The following is a 26161-nucleotide window of genomic DNA, read 5'->3' as shown; positions in this document are numbered from 1 at the left end:
TATATTATTTTCTATTAATAACCAATTGGCAATTTGTATTTTTACCGCTCATTTAACAGAACTAGTAATATGCAACGCGACCAACTTATTTTTGATTTAATAGAAGAAGAAAAAGAAAGGCAATTAAACGGAATTGAGCTCATAGCATCGGAAAATTTTACCAGTCCGCAGGTGATGGAAGCTGCTGGGTCCGTACTAACCAATAAATATGCCGAAGGCTATCCTGGTAAAAGATATTATGGTGGTTGCGAAGTGGTTGATCAAGTTGAGCAAATTGCCATTGATAGAGCCAAGGAACTATTTGGTGCTGCTTATGCCAATGTACAGCCTCATTCTGGTTCACAGGCAAATGCCGCTGTATTCCATGCTTTTTTAAAGCCAGGGGATAAGATTTTAGGTTTTGACCTTTCTCATGGTGGACATTTAACGCATGGTTCTCCGGTCAATTTTTCTGGAAAATTATATAACCCCGTTTTTTATGGAGTAGAAGCCGAAACAGGTATTTTAAATTATGATAAGATTCAGGAAATTGCCGAAAAAGAAAGACCAAATTTGATTATTGCAGGAGCATCGGCTTATTCACGGGATATGGACTTTAAACGTTTTCGTGAAATTGCCGATAGTGTTGATGCCATATTAATGGCAGATATTGCACACCCAGCCGGTTTAATAGCAAAAGGCATTCTTAATGACCCAATTCCTCATTGTCATGTCGTTACCACTACTACACATAAAACATTAAGAGGACCTCGTGGCGGGCTTATTCTAATGGGGCAGGATTTTGAAAACCCATTTGGTATCCGCTTAAAAAACGGGAACTTAAGAAAAATGTCAGGTCTTTTGGATTTAGCAGTTTTTCCAGGAAATCAGGGTGGGCCTTTGGAGCATATAATTGCTGCCAAGGCAATTGCTTTTGGCGAAGCTTTGACAGATGAATATTTAAATTATATGATTCAAGTAAAGAAAAATGCTGCTGCAATGGCTGCTGCGTTCGTTGCCAAAGATTATAATATTATATCAGGTGGTACAGATAATCATATGATGTTGATTGACCTGAGAAACAAAGATATTACAGGTAAAGATGCCGAAAAAGTCTTGGTAAAGGCAGATATAACGGCAAATAAGAATATGGTTCCTTTTGATGATAAATCACCTTTTGTTACATCTGGAATAAGATTTGGTACTGCCGCAATTACTACCCGAGGGTTGTTAGAGCCTGAAATGGAAACAATAGTTGATTTAGTGGATAGGGTTTTGACCAATCCTGAGAATGAAGAAGTAATTTCAAAGGTAAGAGAAGAAGTTAATGCGTTAATGGAAGGTAGGGCATTGTTCAATGCATAAAATCTGCCTAACTACTGATTTAACATATATAAATCTTCATAAATGATTCTAGATTTTTTTAAATCATAGATTACAGCATCTTCTTCAGAATCAAAATATAAGGCCCAAAAACTTGAATAATTTTGGGTCTTTTTTGTTTTCGGAACATCCAGTTGCACGCTTTGCAATAAATCTTCCTCGAATACAGCTACAAAGATTTCATACGGGACTTCTGAATTTCCCTTTGTAAGCTGGAATTGGTGTTTATTCAATTCATTGAAAATACTATCTAGTTGATTTGATATACTTCGGTTGTATATTTTATCAATGACAATATTAGTGTCCTTAAGTATTATTGAAAACTCATCTACATCAATTGAAACCTTGTTCTTTTCTTCCAGAACTTCAATTTCAGCATCAAGAGAGTATCTTGACTGATTGAAAGCGCCCCAATTTCCTTTATCAGAGTGTAATAGCATTTCAAACAAAGTTAAATTGCACTCTAATTCTATTACCAAATTGATTTGATGAACATTTGAGGAATTATCTCGGACCGTAATTTTAGAGAAAAAATGTTTTTCTAAACTTTGTACAAAATCCTTTAAGCCAACAAAACATGCGGTTTTGGTATTTCGATTTGGTAAGATATTATCAAACTTTTCTGAATCTAAAGGCATGTGCTAAAATTAGGTTGGCTTCTGGATAACCATAAATTTAACTTTATGCCGTGGAATTAGAACTTAGGAAAACCTTATAAAAACCAAGGTTTCCCTTTATAATTAATTATATTTTAAGTAAAAAGCTGAAAATCAGAAACTTAAAGATATGGTAGAAATAAAAAAATCAAATAAAACCGCGTTTCCTGGCCTCTTCTATCAGTTCAATGTCATTCCCATGTTCAATTCCGAACAAATGTTTCAATTGTCTTTTACGGGACTCAACCGTTGTTCCAGCAACTGAAATCAAAGGCCCAATGTCCTTTGTTCTTGTACCAGTGGATATATGATGAAGTATTTTTTTGTCCGTTTCATCAACCAAATCAAAATCGTTTGCCATTTTTTTACGAATAGCGGATAAGGCACTTGCTGTATAATATGGTGGTTTTGTCATCACAGTACGAACCATGGCGCAAAGTGATTTCTCATCTATTTCCGATTTTACCATATACCCATCGGGGTCAACCGTCTTGAAAAGACTATTAATCCGATAACTATCACTAAAAGAGGACATAAATACAATTTTGGATTCTGGAACTTTTTCTCGCGCATATATACCTAAATCCTCGCCACTTCTTGTATCATTCGAATGAGCAGGAAATAGTGATATGTCAAACAAAAGGATGTCATAGCGCAATGAACGGGCAGAGAAATCTATCTTTTCTATTGCTCCTTCAAAGGTATTTATGGTATCTACTTTGACTTGAAAATCTTCAAATTCTGAACCTTCCAAAATATACTTATAACCCATTGCCGTCATCGCGTGGTCATCAACTGATAAAAGTCGTACAATCTTCATTTTTCCTTTATTAGTACTATCCTATTTTTTGTAAATTCTGTTTCTCAACTAAAATTTGAGGGTTATCCAAGCTCTCTTTTAATGGTATGTTCAAGGTAATTTTTGTTCCTTCTCCAACTACACTGTTAATGTCCCAATTACCATTTAGTTTACCAATCCTAGATTCAATGTTACGCATACCAATGCCTTTCTTACCAGATTTCGATTTAAAGCCTTTGCCATCATCAGATATCGTAACATTCAATATATTTTTGTCCCTTACAAAGCTAACCAAAATATTCTTACACTCTGAGTGTTTCACAGCATTTTGAAGTGTTTCCTGAACTACCCGATACAAGTTTATCTTAATATCACCAGACATCGAATCCCAATCAAAGGCCTCATCATAATCAAAGGTATGGTCAATATTATTAGCAGTTCCTACGTTTTTCATTAATTCTTGAATAGAACTAATGAAGTTGTTTATGTTTTGGTATGCAGCATGGCTTAACTCATGGGAAATTGCCCTGACCTCCCCTTCAACATCTTTTAGGGCAGCAATTGCAGAGGCACGTTCTTCAATGGCTTCTTCATTTGATCTTTTGTTCAAGCCTGTAAGCACCATACGTGCACCTAGCATTTTGCCAAGAACACCATCGTGAAGCTCTTCTGAAATTCTTTTTTGTTCCATTTTCTTGGTGTCTTCTATTTTTTGTTTTTGTGATAACATTAAATCGAAGATTTCTTGATTACTTGCCTGCTGCTGCTGCTGAAAACGCAATGCTTGGTTTTTTGAACGTTGGTTCAGAATAATGTAAACGGCCAGACCCATAAGAAAAATAACAAAAGCAACACCTGTCCAAATTTGTTGTTTTCTTGTAAGCACCTCATTTTGAGCACTTACCTCATTAGTTTCAAAACGTATTCGAGTGAACTTATCCCTGGCCTGACGTTCTTCTTGAATTAATTTATCATTCAAAGCAATATAATCAGAAGTATGATCAACTATATTGGGCTTATCAATCAACGTTAGGAGCTTGAGACTCTCTAGTAAACGTGTATTATTGGTGCTCTGAATGGCATATTGTTTTGAAAGTTGGGCATTTAACAATGCTTTATCGATTTCCCAGTATTTTAAATAATATTCAGCCAAACTGTAGTGGCTTTTTGCCATTCCTGCTATATCTTTTTGATTTATCCTAATTTCAAGTGCCTCATTTAATTGTTGTTTTACACCAACCGTGTCACCAGATTTAAATCTACTATTGGCCAAATTATCAAGATACATGCTATAGCTATCAGGTCTTTTAAATTTTAAACTATCTTTTGATAATGCATTCTCATAATATGGAATTGCATATTTGAATTTTTTTTGCGACTTAAATACATTACCTAAATTATTCTGTAAACCTGCATATTGCCCAGCTTTAAATTGCTCATCGGCCAGTTCATTTAGGTGTTCTTCAGCTTTATTAAAATTCTCCAATGCTTTTTTATACTCTTTCAATCGTGTAGAAGTTGAACCCAACAGGTTATAGCATAAAAACAACCTTCTATTATCCTTCAATGGTTTAAAAATTTCTATTGCTTTGTACGCATTAATTTCCGCTCCTGTATAATCTTTGATACTACTCTGGGTGGTAGCCATATTATATAAAATCCTAGCGGCAAGATTCTCAATTTTCATTGCATCATAAAGAAGAAAAGAATTGCGATAATTAGAGTAGGCACTATCAGGTAAGCCATTATTCCTATAATATGTTGCAAGATCCCAATGCGATTCAGCAAGAGAAACACTGTCTCCAGTTTCTTTGGCGAGTTGCGTACTTTCCATGTTCATTTTGAGAAAAAGCAAAGAATCCCTTAATTTTAAATACGCATTTGATAGCTTTGAAAAGTGCTTTGGTTTTATAGAATCATTGGCTAACTGTGAAGCCTGTTCATAAGCCATTTCTAAATATCTAGTTCTTTCCTCTATGGAAATCTTTGTATTCTTACCGTGTTCAATCCAAATTGAAATACTATCGTTTTCAACAACTGTCGAAATATTGGATTGATTTCTATTTTGGTTACAAGCAACTGCTAATAATACGAATACTAATGTCAATAACCATTTAGGGATTAAGAAGTATTTTGATTTGTTCATAGAAATAGATAACAAGAGATAATATCTAAGATAACAAAAAAATGGCCTTGAAAATTAATTCAAAGCCATTTCGTAAAAAAAAATCTTACTTATTTATACGGTCTCACGATCATCGGAATCATGTGCGCAATCATCGCAAAATGCTAAAGTTTCCCTATCGTCAGAATCGTGTGCGCAATCATCACATACCAGAGTTTCCCTATCATCAGAATCGTGAGCGCAATCATCACATGCCAGAGTTTCCCTATCATCTGAATCGTGAGCGCAATCATCACATGCCAGAGTTTCCCTATCATCTGAATCGTGAGCGCAATCATCACATGCCAAAGTTTCCCTATCATCAGAATCGTGAGCGCAATCATCGCACGTGATTACTTCTTGATCTTGAATTTCGTTTTCTGTTGTTGTAGCCAATAATCCTAATGTCATTGCTACTACTGCTAAAATACTCAGTGCTCTTTTCATAATTTTGTTCTTTTTTAGTTTTGGTTTTATTATGACATAAAACTAATAACCTATGGCTGCTATAAGCAGCTTTTTTAAAAAGTGAGAGTATAAAGCCAGGGTTTGAGAGGATTTAACCCAATTTTGAGAGGATTTTTCTAAGTAAGTGCAGATATTGTGTTTTTAGACAATGCGGCTTTTAAGCCATCAACATTTGCCCTATACGATTTGGAGAAAGGCAATTGAAGGTTGCGAAGTTTTAATGAACATAAAGATTTACCATAACTGATGCCCGAAATATAATCAGTGTTCACAATGAAACTTTGATGAATTCTCACGAAATTATTTGGTAACATACTTTCAAACGTTTTGAGGGTTTTAAAAGCATTTCTCATTGACCCATCTTTCATTACGAATTTTGTTGCATTATTATCGGCCTGCAAATACATAATATCACTAGCGTTCAAATATTGGAAATCCCGGTACGATTTTAGACAAATGGTTTTGGGTTGTGAAATCCCCAGTACAGGTTCTGGTATATGTTTTTTAAGCCTTAGCAATGATTTTCTAATGTCAAATTCATTATATGGTTTAAGCCAATAATCAAAGAAGCCATTTTTTATTGCATCGTATGCATATTCCTTGGCCTTGGATATGCCTATAATGACAGGAATTTTTTTCACATACTGATGCATCTCCATGACCATTTGAAAATATTCGGAAGCATTTTCATTAAGATTTACGAAAACAACGTCGGGAGAAAATTTTAAAATCGAATTAAGACCGTCGTTACTATTTTTAGCTAAAGATGAACATGAGAAATCTCCATATTCTTCCAAAAAATGCTGCAATTGCAAATTGGAAGTTGCGTCAGAATCAATGATGGAGTAGTTGAATTCCAATTGTTTAGACTTTATAGGGGAAAATTAATAATAGTGTGCGACTAAGAACACCAGCAAAACCTTATAAAAAGTAAGGTTTGTCTATATAATTTACAAAAATTCCATGATTTGAAGGAAAAAACTTCCAAAAAAAATGAATCCATAACAAATTCACCTTCATATGTTGACTTGTAGGTTCTGATAGCTCGTAGCTAATGTGGCACTATTCATTTGTATTTTTTCTTCTCTTGGTATAGTTGCAATACTGTTGAGTCTAAAACAAAAGTATGGGGTTCAGGGTGATCAAAATGATGAGAGTGGGATATTTAAAAGAGAATAAATAGGTTCCTGATATACGATTCCTGTTTTTCTTGGATTTCTTGATTAATAAAAAATCACTTATTGGCGAAAATGGCAGACTGCGCTAACTTTTTCTTGAGTTCATCAATATTTTTAATATACGATTTAGAAAAAGGCACTTGGGAGTTATTGAATGCTATGGTGCAGAGGTTTTTTCCATAGTTAATTCCCGAAACACAATCTGTATTCAGGATGTAGCTTTGATGAATACGTTTAAATTGTTCTGGTAACTGTTTTTCAAATACCTTCAAGGTTTTATAAGCAATTATTTCGGAGCTATTTTTCATAGTGAAACATGTGGTATTGTTGTCAGATTTGAGGTATAGAATATCATCAGTGTTCAAATATTGAAAATCCCGATATGATTTTAGGCATAGAGTTTTAGGTTCGGTTTTCTCAGGTATTTGTGCTTTGGCATGTAGTAAGGACTTGCTTATGTCCCATTCGCTGTAAGGTAAAAGCCAATAGTCAAAGAAATGATTTTTTATTGCTTTAAAAACATATTGCTTATCGTTCGAAATACCAATAATAATAGGTAGATTATGAAAATACTGCCGAAGTTCTACTACCATCTTAAAATATTCTGGCGCATTTTTTGACAAGTTTATAAAAACAATATCAGGACGATGTTTTAGAATAACGAATAAACCTTCTGTTTTATCTTTTGCGAACGAGACGAATGCTAAATCTTCATACTTCTTCAGTCTAAACTTTAAATCTAAACTAAAATCGCGATCCGAGCATATGATAACATAATTGTATTCCACAAGCATTTAATTCTTTTACATCTATGGATCTATTTTTTTACCAACCTGTTCACTTTTTAAGAAGTGTCGTTATTCAGTTCAATTTTGACCTCATTCAATTTCTTGACGAGGCTATAATTTCTTATCTTAAGGTTACAATGAGCTCTGTTCATTGTCGAATTTAATCTTCTGTTGAATATTTTTATGAGGAATTTTAATACAAAATAAATAAGAATTTTAATAATAATCAATAATGGATATATATGAGAGGTTAAAAGCAATCCTTAAAGATTTAGAAATAAGTGGCAGTAAATTTGATTCATTATGCGGATTTTCAAGAGGTTATATTTTAAAAACAATAGAACGTAGAGCAGATATTGGGTACGAAAGATTAATGAAAATTTTAACAATATTTGAGGATTATAGTCCACAATGGCTTTTGTTGGGAAAAGGTGATATGAAACTACCGACTAATAGTGATGATCTTTTTATGAAGAAGTTAAGGGATATTAGGAAGGAATTTCCCGCCATTTGCATTGCAGACAAGAATGGCAAGGTTGTTAGTATAAATGATAAGTATGCGGAACATACAGGTTACGAACTTAAAGAGATTAAAGGTAAACGCCCTGGGGACTATCTGCGGCACACTGATTTTCCTGAGAATCTAAGAAGAAGTTTTAACTTGTTACAACACTCCAAAGACTCTTTTTTTACAGAAATATTCCCTAACTACCACAAATTGGGTTACCCTATAGTGTGCAGACTTTTAGTTTTTCCAATTATTTATAGAGATAATATTGATGGATTCCTTTCATTTGCCAATTTTGAAAAGAAGTAAAAGAGGAATTACATGCGTATATGGTCTTAATTTTCCTCTTTTCTTCGAAATAAAGGAAATCAAAACAATTTGTTTGCAGAGATGACAAATCTGATTTTGTATATCTGCCCTAAGTTTAATTATCTGTAAGACTTAATTCTGTAAGGGCAATTCATATGCTCCAATATCTGGTAAAATAGTCCTATCTGTGCCTAGAATATCAAATGGCACAAGTAGTGCATTTTCTTGTTCCCCTTTATCCTTGGCGAAGGAAGATTCGCCAATCCAAAAAATATTCTTTGTAACATCACTAAAATCCACATCTTCATTTAAAAAGACTTGTTTATATAATAAGGTATCATCAAAATCATATAAAGGGTTGTTGTTGGTTTGACCTGGCGCATCATTATATTTAATAATTGAATGGTCAAATTGGAAGTTGAATGGATTTACTCCATTATCCTGTAGTGACAGTTCTCTGGTATTATTACCGTCAACAATACAATTGTAGAAATTGGCTTTGGTTAATTCCCCAACTTCATTTGGATCATGATTATCTATTCTTAACGCCGTTCCTGTCCTGAATCCGTGGATCCAATAATTTGCAATAGTTGAATGGGTAAAAGTGTAATTACCCCCAAGGTTACAATGTAACGAATTATTGCCTGCACCCCCAAGAATGACATTTTCCGCTACGATAAAGGCGTTTTTGGCCCAAAGATTTGTATTGGCACTATTATAGATTTGAGTGTTTCGTATGTTTAGAGTAGGAGAAAGGAGTTGCTCATCGCCTTCAACAAATACACCAGTAGTGGCATTTTTTAAAGTTAGATATTCAATATTATTGCTGTTACTGCCCGAGGCGATCCACAGTAATCCCCATTGTCCTGGTATATTTGAAAACTCTGGTTCCAAACGATCACCCTCAAAAATAACCTCATTCTCCAAAATATCACGATCATTACTTAATGACCCATTTATGCTGATTGAGGCACCGTCTGAGACGTAGATCCCTGAATTTTTATGAAAATGCAAACGACTACCTGCAGCGATATTTATGGTCTCACCTTCTTTTACCGCAGCAAAGCCATAAATGACATATGGTTTTTCATTGTTGAATTCCAACTCAGTTTCATCAAGATAAAAACCTTCTGCGTGTATTTCTTCACCATTTACATCTAAACCTAATAGAATTGTTTCCTTTGTTCCATCAGCTTGGGTTCTAGGGTATAAGAAAACAGCATCCTTGACCAAGGTTATCAAAGGGACTTCTTGCTGGTTTATTCCAGAGTCAAAAATAATAACGTCAGTATATAAAAATTTATTATCTATGCTGGCCGATTGGTCATAAGTGGTTTCAATGAAAATAAATAAACTGTCTTGGGCAAGAATGGGAATGTTTCTGAATTCTTTGCCGGCAACTCCATCAACATTTAACCTATACTTACTGTTTTGGCCTTGTTCTAGTCCAATAGTAGGTATTTCGATATCATCTCTATTAGGGTTGTAAACCTTTAAGGTATAAGTGCTGCTCCCGATATTAGTAAAAATTGTGTCAAGGAATACCGTATCCTTCGAAAACTCTAAATTGCCCACATTGGCAGCATATTCAAAATCTTTACGGCAAGAACTCCATAAAATAACTAGGAGCAAAACGGAGATGAAATATAAATACCGTTGCATTTTTTAGGGCATTGTTCTTTTACTTGCTAACGAAAACCTCCTTTATGGCCTCAGAAATACGTATGGGTTTTAAAGTAAGAGCATTAAGCAAGCACCATTCAGTATGTGAACGCACTAAAAGTTGATTTGTTTTATTATTATACATTTCAACACAACGAACAGAAATAGCACCTTTAGTAGCGGCGATATGTGTCTTGATTAAAATAGTATCACCTAAGACCGCTGAACTTGCATAATCTATATTGTGATTTTTAACGACCCAAAGAATTCCTGTTTTCATTTCTTTTGGTGCAACATTTTGCCAATGTTCTTTTGAAATGTCCTGTATCCATTGAACATATCGAACGTTGTTTACATGTTGTAAATCATCTAGGTCATCTTTGCAAACGAGTATTTTTTTTTCGAAGCGTTCCATTATTTTTTAATAATATTTACTTCGAACATCTTATCCCAATTCTTTCCTGTAACAAAAAAAGTCTTTCGTTCGGGGTGGTAGGCTACACCATTAAGTACGTCCAAATCTGCATGTTTAGTTACTTTTTCCTTTAACCCGCCAAAGTTGATTACTCCTTCTATTGCTCCACTTAATGCATCTATAATCATCATGCTAGGCTTTTGGTAGACATTTGCGTAAATTTTCCCATCAATATATTCCAATTCATTGGCCATATTGAACACCGATTTATTGGTTACGGTCTGAATAAAACCTTCTTCAGCCAAAGTGTCTGGATTCAAAAACCAAATTTTTTCTGTACCGTCGCTTTTAAATATTTTTTCACCATCATGACAAAGTCCCCAACCTTCTTTACTTTGACCATATTGGAAACTATCTATCTTTTTAAAATCCGTTAGGTCATAAATAAAACCAATACCATTTTGCCAGGTCAGTTGATATATTTTCCCGTTCATAATAGTGATTCCTTCCCCAAATTGGGTATTTTCCAAGTCTATTTGTGCTAGTACCTTGCCTGTGTTATAATCAACTTTGCGTAGAGAAGATCTACCTTTTTTTCCTGTGCTTTCATAGAGTATGCCGTCGTGAAACTCCAAACCTTGAGTATATGCTTTTATATCATGTGGATACTCATTGATAATTTCATAGGTATATAATGCCGGTGCAGTTGGTGCCAGAACTTTTATCTTCTTTGATATTTCAGCGGTAGTATCTTCATAACCGATGGTTGCCTTTAAAATTTTGTTTCCCAAAGTTGTTAGGTCCAATGCTATTTTGTTCCCGCTTAGTTGCAGTTCTTTACCATCTATAGTATAAATGATTTTATCGATTGATTTTTCCTTTTTGTTCTTTATGGCAATTCCGACTGATTGATTTTGCTTAAAGCTGGTTTTATTGCCTTCCAATTGAATTTCAAAAAGCGATGATGCAGATGTATTACCGCTTCCGCAGGCAACAAAAAATAGCAGAAAGAAGTTAAAGACTAATACTTTAAATGGATTCATGAATACTTTTGTTTGATGTTTTTAGGAAATATCTCCGTATTGATCTCTAAAAGAAATACTTACGAAAGCCAATAAAAAAGGCAAGTTAATTCATAAAAATTAGAATATAAAACGATTGAAAAAGTTTTAAAAGATTGTATATTTGCACTCGGCAAGTCCTACACGACCAGCTCCTGTAGAATCCCCCAGGGTGGGAACGCAGCAAGGGTATACGGTCGTAGCGGTGCGATGTAGGTAGCTTGCCGTTTTTTGTACCCCATAGTTTAGTACATTTTGTGAACAAGCCTGTCTTACCCGCTAATTTTTTCAGATAAATTATTTAGAGTGGTGCATCTCACTGGCCATAATAATTTGTTAATTTGCATCAATTATGGAGCAAAAAATAGTTCTTATTACGGGTGGTTCCTCTGGTATTGGAAGATCCATCGGAAATTTTTTGAAATCAAAAGGACACAAGGTCTACGGTACGACCAGAGATTTGAACAAATACCCGGATTTTTCTGATTTTGAGCTTCTGGAATTAAACGTAAGGGAAACCCATACTATTAAGACAGCAGTAAAGATTCTACTTGAGAAGGAAGGTAGGCTTGATGTTTTGATAAACAATGCAGGTGTTGGAATTACAGGCCCAATCGAAGAAATACCTCATGACGAGATTTTGAAAACCTTCGAGACCAATTTTCATGGCCCATTACATATGATAAAAGCCGTACTGCCACAAATGAGAGCGCAGGGTAGTGGTTTGATTATTAATATAACATCTATTGCTGGGTATATGGGTTTACCATATAGGGGTATTTATTCGGCAACTAAGGGGTCTTTGGAAATTACAACTGAAGCTATTCGAATGGAAACGAAAAATTTTGGGGTCCATCTTACTAATTTGGCACCTGGAGATTTCGCAACTAATATCGCCTCTGGCAGGTATCATGCGCCTGTGATAGAGGATTCCCCGTATAAGGTACCTTATGGTAATACTTTAAAGTTGATAGATGAGGATGTGTCTAGTGGTAGTGACCCAATTCAAGTTGCGCGGATGGTATATAGGATAATGAACACTAAAAAACCTAAGGTTCATTACAAGGTTGGTTCATTTATGCAAAAGTTCTCATTGACCCTTAAGAAAATATTGCCCGACAAAGTATATGAGAAGCTATTGTTAAACCATTATAAATTGTAATTTTACCCGGTTTCAAAATAGGTAAGGAACGAAAAAAATAGTAACCAAATAATATTCAAATTCATGAAATTTTTTATTGATACAGCCAATTTAGATCAAATTCGAGAAGCTCAAGAGCTTGGTGTTTTAGATGGTGTTACCACTAACCCTTCTTTAATGGCAAAAGAAGGTATAACAGGTAGAAACAATATACTAAAGCACTATGTTGATATATGCAATATTGTGGATGGTGATGTTTCTGCCGAAGTAATTGCTACCGAGTTTAAAGCAATGGTTAAAGAGGGAGAGGAATTGGCGGATCTTCATGAGCAGATAGTTGTAAAGGTTCCTATGATAAAAGACGGCGTGAAGGCTTTAAAATATTTTTCGGATAAAGGTATTAGAACCAATTGTACTTTGGTGTTTTCTGCAGGGCAAGCTTTATTAGCTGCAAAAGCAGGTGCCACTTATGTTTCCCCATTTATTGGAAGATTGGATGATATTTCGACTGATGGTCTTAATCTGATTGCTGAAATTCGCCATATATATGATAACTATGCCTTTGATACGCAAATATTGGCAGCTTCTGTTAGGCATACTATGCACGTAATCGACTGTGCTAAAATAGGTTCAGATGTTATGACAGGGCCACTTTCTTCAATTGAAGGTTTGTTAAAACACCCACTTACGGATAGCGGGCTGGAAAAGTTTTTGGCAGATTATAAAAAAGGAAACTAGTTAGATTTTTTGTAAAAATAATAGAAACCCGAAGGCATTTGTTTTCGGGTTTTTTATTTAAAAGACCTATACATATCGCCAAAAGCATTCACTATCATTTCGTTTTCGGTAATAATGCATTTATTCATTGGGTAAATGATTAAGGCACGAGTCAATTCTTCAAAATCTTCTGCCCTATATTGATTGGAGTCCTCAAAACCATGGACTTGGGCCAAACTCTTCCATTCATCACTTTTTGTCCGAACGTTTATACCAACAAAATTGTAATCAGGCCTTTTTTGTCTTAGCTCAATTACTCTATTTGACATGTCTTCTAAGTGTTTCTTATTTGCGCCGGACCAAAAGTAGAAAACGGTCTTATTGTCTTTTGCGATACGTTGTAAGGATACTTTTTCCCCATCGAAATTTGATACTTCTATATTCGGAATTCTCTTGTTGGGTTGAATACTTTTAATCCCCTCATAAAGACCATCAATCTCATCAATATGTCTGTTGTTTCCTGATAAAGCATGAAACACCTCAATAAAAATTTTATTATTCGCTTCGCTATCATGTACCTTCAACAAGTAATCAATGGCAACGTTTCTAAAAAGATTATCCTTTAACTCCTTTTCTTCAACAAGACTATCAATTAACTTTAATTTATGTTTGTTAAAGTGCAGGTGGTTTTTAGCCATCTTATCTTTAATATCACAACCGTGAGAACATGACATATAGGATAAATTTCCAAAATGATTGACCATATACTCATAATAGGGTCTTAGATAAGTAAGGTCTTTATTGTTATAGGTGAGTTCGTTACGATACGCATAAAATCCTTTGGATAGTTTAGGCACTTCCTTTTTTTTAGAAACTTTTTTGTGTCTAAAGGGATATCGTTCCTTGAAAATTGCATAATTATAAATGATGTTCGCCTCGGCGATTTGTAATTGTTTCTCAGATAGTTGAGATTCCAACTTCAATTCATTCAACAAATCAATCTTCATACGCTGTAACGAATCAATCCTTCTCGAAAAATCTTTTGAATTTAGGCTATAATAGTCATCAATCAGGGTTTTTTCCCCTTCGTTTGCTAAAAAGATTTCCATCATAAAATTGTTGATTTCCTCTCCTGTGCCTGAATATACAAGAGATTCATCAAAATCGACTGTATTTAATCTAATGAGAAGACTATCTCCTTTTTCCAAAAACACATATTGGTATTCTGGATCATGGTTAAAATGATACAGGCCATCTTCAATTGAATCAAACTTAAAGGAAAACATATTGTTTTCGTCAAGTGCTGAAGAGTCAATGACAACATCACCTTTAAAAAGAACTACATGTTTGCTGGAAGGGTTTACAATCTCACCACTGAAAAAAACGCTTGAAGAACTTTTTTTGCTCTCATTGCAACCGGCCAAAATGAAAAGAAATAGATAGAGTAATTTTTTATGCATATAAACATATCTACTATGTACCTAACAAAATTAAGCAACCCATATGCACTATCCTGTTAACTGCGAGTTAAAAAATAATCATTGACGTTAAGATATTCACCTAATTTAGAAGGAATGTTTCTTGGTTTAAGGGCATTAATTTGACTATTTTTGCACGGATTTAAAAAAAGGTAAAGATGTTATCAGTTTCTAATTTATCAGTACAATTTGGAAAACGAGTTTTGTTCGATGAGGTGAATGTTTCATTTACGCAAGGAAACTGCTATGGAGTTATAGGTGCGAATGGCGCTGGTAAGAGTACCTTTTTAAAGATTTTGGCTGGCCAGATTGATCCTACCTCTGGTCATGTACATTTAGAACCTACAAAGCGTATGTCCATCTTAGAGCAGAATCATAATGCTTACGATGAAAGTACTGCGTTGGAGACAGTTGTAATGGGCAACAAACCACTTTATTCCATAAAGAATGAAATCGATGCGTTATATGCGGATTATTCCGATGAAAACGCTGATAAAATTGGTGAGCTTCAGGTACAATTTGAAGAAATGAATGGTTGGAATGCTGATAGTGCTGCTGCAGCATTATTATCTAATTTGGGCATTCATGAAGAACTGCATTTTACCCAGATGGCTGACGTGGATTCTAAGCTAAAGGTTAGGGTTTTATTAGCTCAGGCCTTATTCGGTAATCCTGATGTTTTGATTATGGATGAACCTACCAATGATTTGGATTATGAGACTATAAGTTGGTTAGAGAGTTTTTTGGCAAACTATGAGAACACTGTTATAGTTGTTTCCCATGATAGGCACTTTCTAGATTCAGTTTGTACACATATTGCTGATATTGATTTTGGGAAAATGAATTTGTTTTCAGGAAATTATACATTTTGGTATGAAAGTAGCCAATTAGCAGCGCGTCAACGGGCTCAACAAAATAAAAAGGCCGAGGAAAAAGCTAAGGAGTTACAAGAGTTCATTATGCGTTTTAGTGCAAACGTTGCGAAAAGTAAACAAGCAACTTCCCGAAAAAAAATGCTTTCAAAGTTAAAGGTTGAAGATATTAAGCCGTCAAGTAGGAGATATCCTGCTTTGATATTTGAGCGCGAGCGTGAAGCTGGTGATCAAATCTTAAATATTGAAAGCCTTGCAGCCTCATCTGAAGATGGTGATCTTTTGTTCAAAAATGTAAATATTAATTTGGCAAAAGGGGATAAGGTTGCTATTCTTTCGAAAGATTCTAGAGCTACGAGTGCTTTTTATGAGATTTTGAACGGGAACAAGCAACCGGATGATGGAAAGTTTCAGTGGGGAATTACCACAAACCAATCTTACTTACCTGCAGATAATGACAGTTTTTTCAAGGCTAATATAAACCTTGTGGATTGGTTACGTCAATGGGCGAAGACCGAGGAAGAACGCGAAGAGGTTTATGTTCGAGGGTTTTTGGGAAAAATGCTTTTTAGTGGTGAGGAAGCCCTAAAGAAATGCACCGTGCTTTCTGGAGGTGAAAAAGTCCGCTGCATGTTGAGCAGAATGATGATGCTAAGGGCCAATGTTTTGATGTTGGATGAACCAACAAACCATTTGGATCTGGAAAGTATCACTGCATTCAATAATTCACTTAAGAATTTCAAGGGGACAATATTGTTTACAACGCATGATCATGAATTTGCCGAAACTGTGGCCGATCGTATCATAGAATTGACTCCTAAAGGCAACATTGACAGATATTTAACGTTTGATGAATATATGTCTGATAAGACTATAAAGGAACAACGTAATAAGATGTACGAGGTAATGGCATAGTTTTATCGCCCAAATTTTTACATCATGAAAACCTACAGCATCGTTTATGCCTTTTTGGCATTGGTGGTCATTGGTTGTAGTAAATCCAGTGATTCCGAGATTACTGAAAATAAGGAAGTTTTTTTTGACGCCGATTATGTTCTTCTTCAAAAAAGCAACGGTATTCTTTCTGCCCAATTACTTCAAACAAACGAGCAACAAGTGGATTTAAGCCATGCAGAAAGTTCATTTCAAAATGTTCCTCTGCCAACTATATATTTCACGAAAGAATCGATTTTCGCCTATTATACCAAGCTTACAAATTGCAGTGGTCAGGTAATGATACATGATTTCGAGGATGATATTTCAAGTAGTATTGATCTGTTTGACGATTTGATGGACTGCGACTTAACAGCCACATCCTTGGCCGTGGAGGGTGATAAGTTATATGTTTCATATCTGTTGGAAGAAACTTCAAAAATCGACAGGTACTATGTGCGGGTAATAGATTTATCAGCGCCCGAGGATAATAGTGTGGATGTCGAATTGGATAAAAAACCATTACAAATGGTATTTACAAATAATCGATTATTTGTACTGACTTTTGATTTAGATATTACCGATGAGAATGCACTTGCAGTGATAGATGGTGACACCGATTCCTTAATCCATGAAATTGACCTAGGTTATGACGTTGAACAGATATTTGCCGATACAAATTCAAATCTAATTATCTCCTATCTAGAGCTACATACGGTATTGAATAGTTCAACCATGAATGTTCAATATATTGGCTACGAAGAAGGTAAAGAACCTATGTTTTACCAGTCAAAATTAAATGATTTTGATAGCCAAGGTAGACTTTTCTATAAAAGACCAACAGATGGTGGGACATATGATAATATTCCAGCAATTTATGATTTTGCCAATAACCTATCTGTTTTGTACTATTATGAAAACTTTCTTACCGAATCCCAGTTGGAATTTGAATTCAAGATTGGCGATACATCTATGGTGAGTTATGACAACACCAATAGCATTATGCTTGTCGGATACCAAAAGATAGATGATGAAAACAAAGGGGGATTATTGAGGATACAACTAGATCCTGTTCCAGAGTTTTTGGACAATCTTGATTTAGACGCGGTTCCTATTCAAATCTTTTATCAGGATTAATTCAGGTAGATTACAGCCTTAGATTTTCTCAATTGTTAATATTATGTTAAAATAAAACTACCATATTAACTATTAGGGTTTTGAATAGGTTAATATTGTATATTGTCGATGATTCGATACAGTTTGTCGATTCGATATTATCAAGCCCTTAAGAGAACCTAAATGAAATGCTATGTCCCCCAGGTGACCTTGCTCACCCTTTTTTTCACTTTTTTCACTACGGCCCAAAATAATTTTTCAACCTTTGAGAATGATTTGTTGCCTTTAGAAAAAGTAGAAAAATCTATAACTACAACTACCAGAAACTCAGAGAATCACACTACTTTATTGGCGATAATGAAAGCTGCAGATTTGGCCGAAGTATTAAGTTATGACGGACCTTACACTGTTTTTGCTCCATCAAACATGGCTTTTGATAAGTCTTTGTCCTTTAAAACATCAGATTTATTTGATCCTGAAAACAAAAAAGATCTGCAAGCACTTTTGAGATACCATATCATTGCTGGAGAGTTTAGTGCTTCCAAGATTCTTCAAGCTATGTGCAGTGGAGAGGGCAAAGCGGTTTTTACTACAGTTCAAGGAGAAAATCTAACCGCCACAATGAGCGGAACGGATATTATACTGACAGATAGTTTTGGTAATTCTGCAAGAATAACTGCTGCTGATTCAAACCAATGTAACGGGGTTATCCATGAAATTGATAGCGTCATATTTCCAAAGAAAATAAGTTTCTTACCTTAATTGAGCTCCGAGATCTTTTTCGTATTTATTTTGAAGTTTAGACATTATTTTGTCTATCTGCTTATCAGTTAGGGTACTATTGTTGTCCTGCAATGTAAAACTAACAGCATACGATTTTTTGCCCTTAGGCAATTTATTTCCAGTATAGACGTCAAACAGATTCACTTTTTTGAGAAGATTGCGTTCTGTTTGAAAGGCAGCATCGTGTATTTCTTTAAAACTGATGGCATTGTCCAAAAGAAGTGCGAAATCCCGTTTTACCTCTGGGTATTTAGGAATAGATTTAAATATAATTTCTGATTTAGGAACCAGCTCTATTATATTATCCCAATTAAAATCAGCAAAAAGCACTTCTTGCTTTATGTCGAATTTTTTGGAAAGCGATTTATGGATAACCCCAAAATCAACGATTTTCTTTTTCTTGGAAACCAATGTTAATCCCTCAGAAAACAAGGTTGCTTCAATTGGTTTTGAGCTGAAATTCGAAATTCCCAATCTCCTCAGGATGCTTTCGACAACCGATTTAAAAAAGAAGAAATCTGTTTGTTTGGAAGGGGAGGCCCATCCTGTATTGTTACGGTTACCGGTTACCAAGAGGCTTAGATGTTTGTTTTCCACTCTTTTATCCTCAAATTGGTGGTATGTTTTACCAAATTCAAAGAACCTTAAGTTTTGGTTTTTACGATTGATGTTATAGGAAATGGTTTCCAATCCATTCAAAAGCATACTTTGTCTCATTGCTGATAAATCGGTGCTTAAAGGATTAAGCATTACAACGGACTGCTCAACTTTCAAATCATTAATCAACTCTACATAACTTGGTGAAGTGAGACTATTGGTCATTATCTCATAAAAACCACGGGCGGCCAAGAAATCACCTGTTCTATCTTGCAGTTTATAGTCTTCGTATTTTGAAATAGGGGAGATGGAGGCATTTAATTTATCCTTAAACGCAATATTATTATAGCCATATACCCTTAAAATCTCCTCAATAACATCAACCTCACGTTGAACATCAACTCGGTATGAAGGAATAACAAGACCCATGCCTGTTTCTGTCACATTCTTAACTTTGATTTCTAGAGATGCCAGAATGGATTTAATGGTATCACGAGGAATTTCCTGACCTATAAGTTTAAATATCTTATCAAAAGTTAAGAAAACCTCATAGTCACTTTTCTTTTTAGGGTAAAGATCCACAATGTCAGAAGTTATATCTCCACCTGCAATCTCCTTGATGAGTAGTGCGGCCCTTTTTAGACTGTACTCTACGTTCTCTATGTCAATACCTCTTTCAAATCTAAAGGATGCATCAGTATTCAGTCCATGTCGCTTTGCAGTTTTCCGAATAGAAATAGGATCAAAATACGCGCTTTCCAAGAAAATGGATCTTGTATTCTCTGTAACACCTGTATTAATGCCACCAAAAACTCCAGCGATGCACATAGGTTTTTCTGAGTCACATATCATAAGGTCTTCGTCATGAAGTTCTCTTTCAACCCCGTCCAAGGTCATGAATTTTGTTCCCTTGGGAAGTGTCTTTACAATAACCTTTTTACCTAATATTCTATCAGCATCAAAAGCGTGTAATGGCTGACCCATTTCATGCAAAACGTAATTTGTGGCATCAACGATATTGTTTATAGGGGTTAGACCTATTGCTTTTAACCTATCTCTCAACCAATTTGGTGACTGTTGAACAATTAAATTGCTGATGGTCACACCACAATACCTTGGTGCCAAATCGTTATTTTCTACAGAGACATCAAGCTTTAAAGATCTATCGGTAATATGAAAATGACTTGTGGATGGAGTTATAAGCTCAATTTCAATCTCTTTTTGCTTAAGACCTGCTTTTAAATCTCTGGCCACTCCGTAATGGCTCATGGCATCAGCCCTATTGGGAGTTAACCCAATTTCAAAAACTTCATCATTTTCCAACTCAAAAACTTCAGCACAAGGTGTCCCAGGTTCAAGTATTTCGCTGAGGATCATTATACCATCATGACCTTCACCAAGCCCCAACTCATCTTCAGCACAAATCATCCCATGACTTTCTTCCCCACGAATTTTACCTTTCTTAATAGTCCAGGATTCACCCTCTTTGGAATAAAGCGTAGTTCCTATTGTAGCCACAGGCACTTTTTGTCCTTTGTCGACATTGGGTGCGCCACACACAATTTGAACAGGATTTTCTAGCCCTATATCTACCGTGGTTAACTTTAAACGATCAGCATTTGGGTGCTTATCACAGGTTAGCACATGACCCACAACAATACCTTTAAGCCCTCCTTTTACAGATTCATAGGTTGTTACACCTTCTACTTCCAAACCTAAATCGGTTAAAAGTTCAGATGTGCGTTTTGAGTCCCAATCAGTATTCAGGAATTGTTTTAACCAGTTGTAAGAAATGTTCATCGACAGTATTTAAAGCTGGTAAAGATAAAACAATGAAGTAAGACATTCAATACTGTTCTAATTGAATTGTTTTAATTTTTTCATGTAAGTTTTTATGCGTTACTTCGATAGTAGATTAAAAAAGTGATTTATGTTGAAATATGGATTATTAGGAGCGATATTATTCCTGTTCTTTTCTTGCGGGAAACCTAAGGATGTTACGCTTAAAGAAGGTATTTGGTTAGCTGAACTCGCTGTTCAAGACAATGAGGTTCTTCCTTTTAATTTTGAATTAAAGAAGAGTGATGAGGGGCATATGTTTGCCGAGGTTTTTAATGCGGAAGAGGTTATTAAGGTTGAGGAAATAACAATAAATAATGACTCAATAGTAATCAGAACCCCGGTTTTTGAAGGCTATATCGCTGGAAAATTCACAGAAACCACAATTACAGGTGACTTTATAAAGGAAAGTTTGGATCGCGTTGTGCCTTTCAAGGCCACTTATGGAGAAAAAGAACGATTTACAACGAAGCAAGAACCGAAAGCTAATATTTCAGGAATTTGGGAAACGGAGTTCAGTGCCAACACCGAAGATAGCTATGCTGCAAAGGGAATTTTCATGCAAACAGGAAGTAAAGTCACAGGGACCTTTAGAACCAATACAGGTGATTATCGGTACTTAGACGGGGTTATTGATGGGGATACCATGAGAATCTCGGCTTTTGATGGTGCCCACGCATTTTTATTCAAAGCGAAAGTGACTGATAGCAGTCTGGTTGGAACATTTTATTCAGGGAATCATTTTCAAGAACCGTTTGTTGCAAAACGTAATGAGGGCTTTGAGCTCCCAAGTTCTGATTCCTTAACTTTTTTAAAGCCAGGATTCGATAAATTTACATTTTCCTTTTCCGATTCTTCGGGTTCTGTAGTTTCTTTGAATGACAATCGATTTAAGAATAAGGTGGTAATTGTGCAGGTTATGGGTACTTGGTGTCCCAATTGCTTAGATGAAACCAAATTTTTAGTGAATTATTTAGAGAAGTCCAATAGTACAAATGTTGAAGTGGTTGCCTTGGCTTTTGAATATGCGAAAACCAAAGAAAAAGCCTTCAAAAGTATTAATAGGTTAAAAGCGGCTATTGGAGTTAAGTATCCAATTCTATTGGCACAATATGGCACATCGAATAAAAGTAAGGCACAAGAAAAATTGCCCATGCTCAACCACGTGCTTTCATATCCTACGACCATTTTTATTGATAAAAAAGGCGATGTCAGAAAAATTCATACAGGATTTAATGGTCCTGCAACTGGCGAGAAATATGAAACATTTAGTAAAGAGTTTGATGATTTGGTGCGGGAAATGTCCGAAGAATAGCTCTGTTATTAAATAATAGTTGATTTTCCCAAATCAATATTTTCATCATTGATGTTTAGATTATTGTCAACATCGACAATGTTCGCTGCAATAAAGTCCCCAACGCTTTCAGTACCATATTTCGTGCCTCCCATGACATCTATCGTTACAATTTTTTTTCTGAAAGATTTATGCACTGCCGCAACTACAGAGTTGAACTCATCTGTTAGTCCAAAGTGATTGAGGAGTAGGGCGGCGCTCAATATTGCAGCAACCGGGTTAGCAATGTCTTTGTCTTTGGCCTGAGGATAGGATCCATGTATGGGTTCGAACATGGCATTTTCGGTGCCTATTGATGCTGACGGGAGAAGTCCCGAAGACCCAATGAGTACATTACATTGGGCAGAAAGAATGTCACCGAACATATTGCTGGCAAGAATTACGTCAAATTGACTCGGGTTGAGTGACATTAACATAGACGCATTATCAATATACATACAAGTAAGCTCAACTTCAGGGTAACTCTCAGCAATATTACCGACTACTTTTCTCCAAAGTCTTGAAGTCTCAAGTACGTGGGCCTTGTCTACCAAGGTTAGTTTTCTTTTTCTTTTTTTGGCTGCTTTAAAAGCCATATGGGCAACCCTGCTTATTTCTTCCTCAGTATACTTACAAACATCCATGGCTTCGGAGCCATCAGGACTTAAGCTTTTTTCGCCAAAATAAATACCGCTTGTGAGTTCGCGATAGATAACAAGATCTGTTCCGGCGATAACCTCTTTTTTTAAAGGCGAATTGTTTATCAATGCCGGGAAGACCTTTATGGGTCTAATATTGGTAAAAAGGTCAAGCTCTTTTCTTAAATATAAAAGTCCGTCTTCTGGGCGTACCTTGGCATTTGGATTATTATCGTACTCAGGAGTACCAATGGCACCAAAAAGGACGGCATCTGACTCTTTGCACAATTTTAGTGTTTCCTTGGGAATAGGGTCCCCAACCTTGTCCATAGCAGCGGCACCAATCAGTCCTTCGGTAAATGTGAAATCATGGCCAAAATTTTCTTCAACAGCTTGTAGACATTTTACGGCCTGGGCCATTACTTCTGGCCCTATACCATCTCCCCCTAAAAGAGCAATATTTAACTGCATTTATGATATGCTTTCGATGTTGATTTTGCTGACATCAATAATTTCATGAATATCATCATCCATTACTTCCTTTTTTCTATCAGCGTATTTAAGAAATTCCTGATAAACGGTATCCAATTGCACCTTTGTAAGCTCATAACCAACTTTTTTTGCTCGATAGGCAAGAGCTGCTCTACCGCTTCTTGCAGTAAGCACGATTGAGGATTCATTGACCCCAACATCGGCTGGATCTATTATCTCATAGGTTTCCCTGTTTTTAATAACCCCATCTTGATGTATTCCAGAGCTATGCGCAAAAGCATTGGCCCCAACAATTGCTTTATTTGGCTGTACCATCATCCCCATTTTTTCAGAGACCATTTGGCTAGTATCATAAAGTAATTTGCTATTGATGTTTGTGTCTAATTCTAAGTACGGATGCTGTCTTAAAATCATTACCACTTCTTCCAAAGAAGTGTTGCCCGCTCGCTCACCTAAACCATTAATTGTGCATTCAATTTGTCTAGCACCGTTGACAACCCCGGCTATGGAATTGGCAGTTGCCAAGCCAAGATCATTATGGCAATGACAGGAAAGCACGGCCTTATGAATGCCTGTGACATTTTCTTTCAGATATTTCATTTTGGCGCCATATTCTTCGGGTAAACAATATCCTGTCGTATCGGGAATATTTAAGACCGTAGCCCCAGCTTTAATGACCGCTTCACAGACTCTCGCCAAAAACTCATTTTCAGTTCTACCGGCATCCTCTGCATAAAATTCTACATCCTCCACAAATGTCTTTGCATAACTAACGGCACTAACAGCTCGTTCAATAATGGCATCTCTATCTGAATTGAATTTATGTTTTATGTGAGAATCTGAGGTTCCAATTCCCGTGTGAATCCTTGGGGTTTTGGCAGGTTTTAGAGCTTCAGCTGCTACCTCAATATCTTTTTTTACCGCTCTAGTCAAACCACATACTGTTGCGTTTTTTACAATTTTGGCAATTTCGCTGACCGCTTTGAAATCACCGGGACTCGAAATTGGAAAGCCCGCTTCAATAATATCCACACCAAGCTCATCAAGACGTTGGGCAATGACCAATTTCTGGTCTTTATCCAATTTGCATCCGGGTACCTGCTCACCATCTCTAAGTGTAGTGTCAAATATTTGTACTATATCTTTACTCATTATATTTACGTAGTTTTAACTAGTCATTACGAATATATGACCAATAGGGGAATTGACCTAAATTTTGAGATTACATTTACAACGTTAAGTTACTTTTTGGTCAATACAAAGTATTAGAAAACAACGACTTAAACTATATTTATTACGATGACAAATGCGCATAAAGATGCATTGTTTGTTCTGGTGAAATCACTTTCAAAATCTGAAAAACGGCAATTTAAACTTTATGTTGGCCGGTTGGGAGTGAATACTGACGCAAAATTCTTGGCCTTATTTAATCTTCTGGATAAGATAAAAAGATATGATGAGAAAGTCATCATGGAAAGTGGTATTGTAAAAAAATCACAATTATCGAATCTTAAAGCCCATCTCTACAAACAGATTTTGGTAAGTCTTAGATTAAATCCTGTTAATCAAAATATCAGGGTTCAGTTAAGAGAACAGCTGGATTTTGCTACGATTCTATATCAAAAAGGGCTTTATAAGCAGAGTTTGAAGATATTGGACAAGGCCAAGTATACGGCAATTGACAATGAAGAAAAGAACGTCGCCTATGAAATAGTTGAGTTAGAGAAAATTATTGAAACACAATACATAACTCGGAGTATTCCAGATAGGGCCGATGAATTGGCTATTCAAGCCAAGAAATTATCCGAGCAAAATGTTATGACCAGTAAGCTTTCTAATTTGTCGTTGCAGTTATATGGTCTTATGTTAAAAGTGGGGTATGTTCGAAACGATGAGGACTATAAAAATGTTGAAACTTATTTTAATAAACAACTTCCAAAATACCGAATGGAAGACCTTGGCTTTAGAGAGAAATTATGGCTTTACAAAGCACATTTATGGTATAGTTTTTTAATTCAAGATTTTCTTTCTTGTTATAAATATGCCAAAAAATGGGTAGATCTATTTTATAAGAATGAGCAAATGATAAAGTTGAACCCTGTTTTTTTTCTTAAGGGAAATCATTATTTGCTAGAATCTTTATTTTATGTTAAATACAGCACTCAATTTAAAGATACACTTCAGCGACTGGAAGCTATGGTGGAGGCCAAAAGTTTTCCAAAAAATGATAATATTAGCTCATTAGCTTTCTTGTATATAAATGCCAATAAATTAAACCAACATTTTCTTGAGGGCACTTTTGACAAAGGGTTATACTTGGTGAAGATCATTGAATACGGAATCGTTAAACACAAAGACCGTTTAGATGCTCATCATATTATGGTTCTATATTATAAGATAGCCAGTCTCTATTTTGGGAATGGTGACAACAAAAACTGTATACTTTACTTAAAGAAAATCATTGAGAATAAGAATTTAAAAATGAGGGAAGACCTCATGTGCTTTGCCAGGGTTTTGAGTTTGGTAGCCCATTATGAAGCGGGGATGGATTATCATTTAGAACTTCAATTAAAAAGTACGTACAAGTTTTTAATGAAAATGAACGACTTACATGCCGTACAAAAAGAAATGATCAAGTTCTTGCGAAACCTTGGTAATATTTACCCAAATGAACTTCGTAATGAATTTAAAAAGCTCTACAATGAACTTAAAAAGTATGAGAACCATCCTTATGAAAAGCGAGCGTTCCTTTATTTGGATATTCTTTCTTGGTTAGAAAGTCATTTAGAAGGTAAACCGGTAGCCCAGATAATAAGGGAGAAATCCAAAAAACTCACACGCTAAAACTTAGT

22 protein-coding genes and 1 other RNA gene are annotated in these 26161 nt (G+C 35.5%); 10 read left to right on the top strand and 13 right to left on the bottom strand.

The genetic code is table 11. From position 1 onward, the window contains the following. Positions 1-69 precede the first annotated feature (69 nt). On the top strand, positions 70-1344 hold the full coding sequence (gene glyA / locus FB2170_RS14185) for a serine hydroxymethyltransferase (protein WP_013307270.1): 1275 nt from the start codon (positions 70-72) through the stop codon (positions 1342-1344). 11 nt (positions 1345-1355) lie between these two features. Here the strand turns inward: glyA and FB2170_RS14180 are convergent, their stop codons facing one another. The 6 genes from FB2170_RS14180 to FB2170_RS14155 form a co-directional block, all read right to left on the bottom strand. Continuing rightward, complete coding sequence (locus tag FB2170_RS14180; protein WP_013307269.1) at positions 1356-2000, bottom strand: hypothetical protein; 645 nt, start codon at positions 1998-2000, stop codon at positions 1356-1358. Between the two features lie 166 nt (positions 2001-2166). After that, positions 2167-2838: a response regulator transcription factor gene (locus FB2170_RS14175; protein ID WP_013307268.1), complete on the bottom strand. Its 672-nt coding sequence runs from the start codon at positions 2836-2838 to the stop codon at positions 2167-2169. Positions 2839-2854: 16 nt separating this feature from the next. After that, positions 2855-4963 (bottom strand): ATP-binding protein, encoded by a 2109-nt coding sequence (locus tag FB2170_RS14170; protein WP_013307267.1) that lies wholly within the window; start codon positions 4961-4963, stop codon positions 2855-2857. A gap of 93 nt (positions 4964-5056) precedes the next feature. Further along, complete coding sequence (locus tag FB2170_RS14165) at positions 5057-5428, bottom strand: hypothetical protein (RefSeq protein ID WP_013307266.1); 372 nt, start codon at positions 5426-5428, stop codon at positions 5057-5059. A gap of 137 nt (positions 5429-5565) precedes the next feature. Beyond that, positions 5566-6309 (bottom strand): LytR/AlgR family response regulator transcription factor, encoded by a 744-nt coding sequence (locus FB2170_RS14160; protein ID WP_013307265.1) that lies wholly within the window; start codon positions 6307-6309, stop codon positions 5566-5568. A gap of 374 nt (positions 6310-6683) precedes the next feature. After that, a complete protein-coding gene (locus FB2170_RS14155; protein ID WP_013307264.1) occupies positions 6684-7421 on the bottom strand; it encodes a LytR/AlgR family response regulator transcription factor in 738 nt (245 codons plus the stop codon). Positions 7422-7647: 226 nt separating this feature from the next. Here FB2170_RS14155 and FB2170_RS14150 point away from each other — a divergent pair, with 226 nt between their 5' ends. Beyond that, on the top strand, positions 7648-8232 hold the full coding sequence (locus FB2170_RS14150) for a PAS domain S-box protein (protein ID WP_013307263.1): 585 nt from the start codon (positions 7648-7650) through the stop codon (positions 8230-8232). A 132-nt stretch (positions 8233-8364) separates the two neighbouring features. Here FB2170_RS14150 and FB2170_RS14145 read toward each other — a convergent pair whose 3' ends face one another. From FB2170_RS14145 to FB2170_RS14135, 3 genes are read right to left on the bottom strand one after another with little or no spacing between them, the layout of a single operon-like run. Further along, positions 8365-9894: a hypothetical protein gene (locus FB2170_RS14145; RefSeq protein WP_013307262.1), complete on the bottom strand. Its 1530-nt coding sequence runs from the start codon at positions 9892-9894 to the stop codon at positions 8365-8367. Positions 9895-9913: 19 nt separating this feature from the next. Then, positions 9914-10309, bottom strand: a complete 396-nt coding sequence (locus FB2170_RS14140; protein WP_013307261.1) for an acyl-CoA thioesterase — start codon at positions 10307-10309, stop codon at positions 9914-9916. Next, on the bottom strand, positions 10309-11352 hold the full coding sequence (locus tag FB2170_RS14135; RefSeq protein ID WP_013307260.1) for a glutaminyl-peptide cyclotransferase: 1044 nt from the start codon (positions 11350-11352) through the stop codon (positions 10309-10311). The genes FB2170_RS14140 and FB2170_RS14135 overlap by 1 nt, the downstream gene beginning before the upstream one ends. Positions 11353-11501: 149 nt before the next feature. Between FB2170_RS14135 and ffs the strand changes: the two genes are divergently transcribed. The 3 genes from ffs to fsa all read left to right on the top strand — a co-directional run bounded on the left by ffs (position 11502) and on the right by fsa (position 13249). Then, positions 11502-11600, top strand: an RNA gene (gene ffs, locus FB2170_RS17255) — signal recognition particle sRNA small type. 122 nt (positions 11601-11722) lie between these two features. Beyond that, a complete protein-coding gene (locus FB2170_RS14130; protein WP_013307259.1) occupies positions 11723-12532 on the top strand; it encodes an SDR family oxidoreductase in 810 nt (269 codons plus the stop codon). Positions 12533-12595: 63 nt separating this feature from the next. After that, complete coding sequence (fsa, locus tag FB2170_RS14125; protein WP_013307258.1) at positions 12596-13249, top strand: fructose-6-phosphate aldolase; 654 nt, start codon at positions 12596-12598, stop codon at positions 13247-13249. A 53-nt stretch (positions 13250-13302) separates the two neighbouring features. Here fsa and FB2170_RS14120 read toward each other — a convergent pair whose 3' ends face one another. After that, a complete protein-coding gene (locus FB2170_RS14120) occupies positions 13303-14688 on the bottom strand; it encodes a TlpA family protein disulfide reductase (RefSeq protein ID WP_013307257.1) in 1386 nt (461 codons plus the stop codon). Positions 14689-14864: 176 nt separating this feature from the next. Between FB2170_RS14120 and FB2170_RS14115 the strand changes: the two genes are divergently transcribed. From FB2170_RS14115 to FB2170_RS14105, 3 genes are all read left to right on the top strand, one after another. Beyond that, on the top strand, positions 14865-16493 hold the full coding sequence (locus tag FB2170_RS14115) for an ABC-F family ATP-binding cassette domain-containing protein (RefSeq protein WP_013307256.1): 1629 nt from the start codon (positions 14865-14867) through the stop codon (positions 16491-16493). A gap of 24 nt (positions 16494-16517) precedes the next feature. Further along, positions 16518-17648 (top strand): hypothetical protein, encoded by a 1131-nt coding sequence (locus FB2170_RS14110; RefSeq protein ID WP_013307255.1) that lies wholly within the window; start codon positions 16518-16520, stop codon positions 17646-17648. 162 nt (positions 17649-17810) lie between these two features. Continuing rightward, complete coding sequence (locus FB2170_RS14105; RefSeq protein ID WP_013307254.1) at positions 17811-18389, top strand: fasciclin domain-containing protein; 579 nt, start codon at positions 17811-17813, stop codon at positions 18387-18389. Here the strand turns inward: FB2170_RS14105 and pheT are convergent. Next, positions 18381-20807, bottom strand: a complete 2427-nt coding sequence (pheT, locus tag FB2170_RS14100) for a phenylalanine--tRNA ligase subunit beta (RefSeq protein WP_013307253.1) — start codon at positions 20805-20807, stop codon at positions 18381-18383. The two genes, FB2170_RS14105 and pheT, sit on opposite strands and share 9 nt — an antisense overlap. 130 nt (positions 20808-20937) lie before the next feature. Here pheT and FB2170_RS14095 point away from each other — a divergent pair, with 130 nt between their 5' ends. Beyond that, positions 20938-22161, top strand: coding sequence for a TlpA family protein disulfide reductase (locus FB2170_RS14095; RefSeq protein ID WP_013307252.1), 1224 nt, complete (start codon positions 20938-20940; stop codon positions 22159-22161). Positions 22162-22169: 8 nt separating this feature from the next. Here FB2170_RS14095 and leuB read toward each other — a convergent pair whose 3' ends face one another. Both leuB and FB2170_RS14085 read right to left on the bottom strand, forming a co-directional pair. After that, the gene (gene leuB / locus FB2170_RS14090; RefSeq protein WP_013307251.1) at positions 22170-23288 is read right to left on the bottom strand and encodes a 3-isopropylmalate dehydrogenase; all 1119 of its coding nucleotides are present in this window, start codon (positions 23286-23288) and stop codon (positions 22170-22172) included. Further along, on the bottom strand, positions 23289-24461 hold the full coding sequence (locus FB2170_RS14085) for a 2-isopropylmalate synthase (RefSeq protein ID WP_013307250.1): 1173 nt from the start codon (positions 24459-24461) through the stop codon (positions 23289-23291). A gap of 147 nt (positions 24462-24608) precedes the next feature. Between FB2170_RS14085 and FB2170_RS14080 the strand changes: the two genes are divergently transcribed. Then, positions 24609-26153 carry a hypothetical protein gene (locus FB2170_RS14080; RefSeq protein ID WP_013307249.1) on the top strand — a complete coding sequence of 515 codons (1545 nt, stop codon included), beginning with the start codon at positions 24609-24611 and terminating at the stop codon, positions 26151-26153. The last annotated feature ends 8 nt before the right edge of the window (positions 26154-26161 follow it).

It is taken from the genome of Maribacter sp. HTCC2170 (assembly GCF_000153165.2).
Taxonomy (GTDB): Bacteria; Bacteroidota; Bacteroidia; order Flavobacteriales; family Flavobacteriaceae; genus Maribacter_A.
This window is presented reverse-complemented; position numbering and strand designations above follow the sequence as displayed.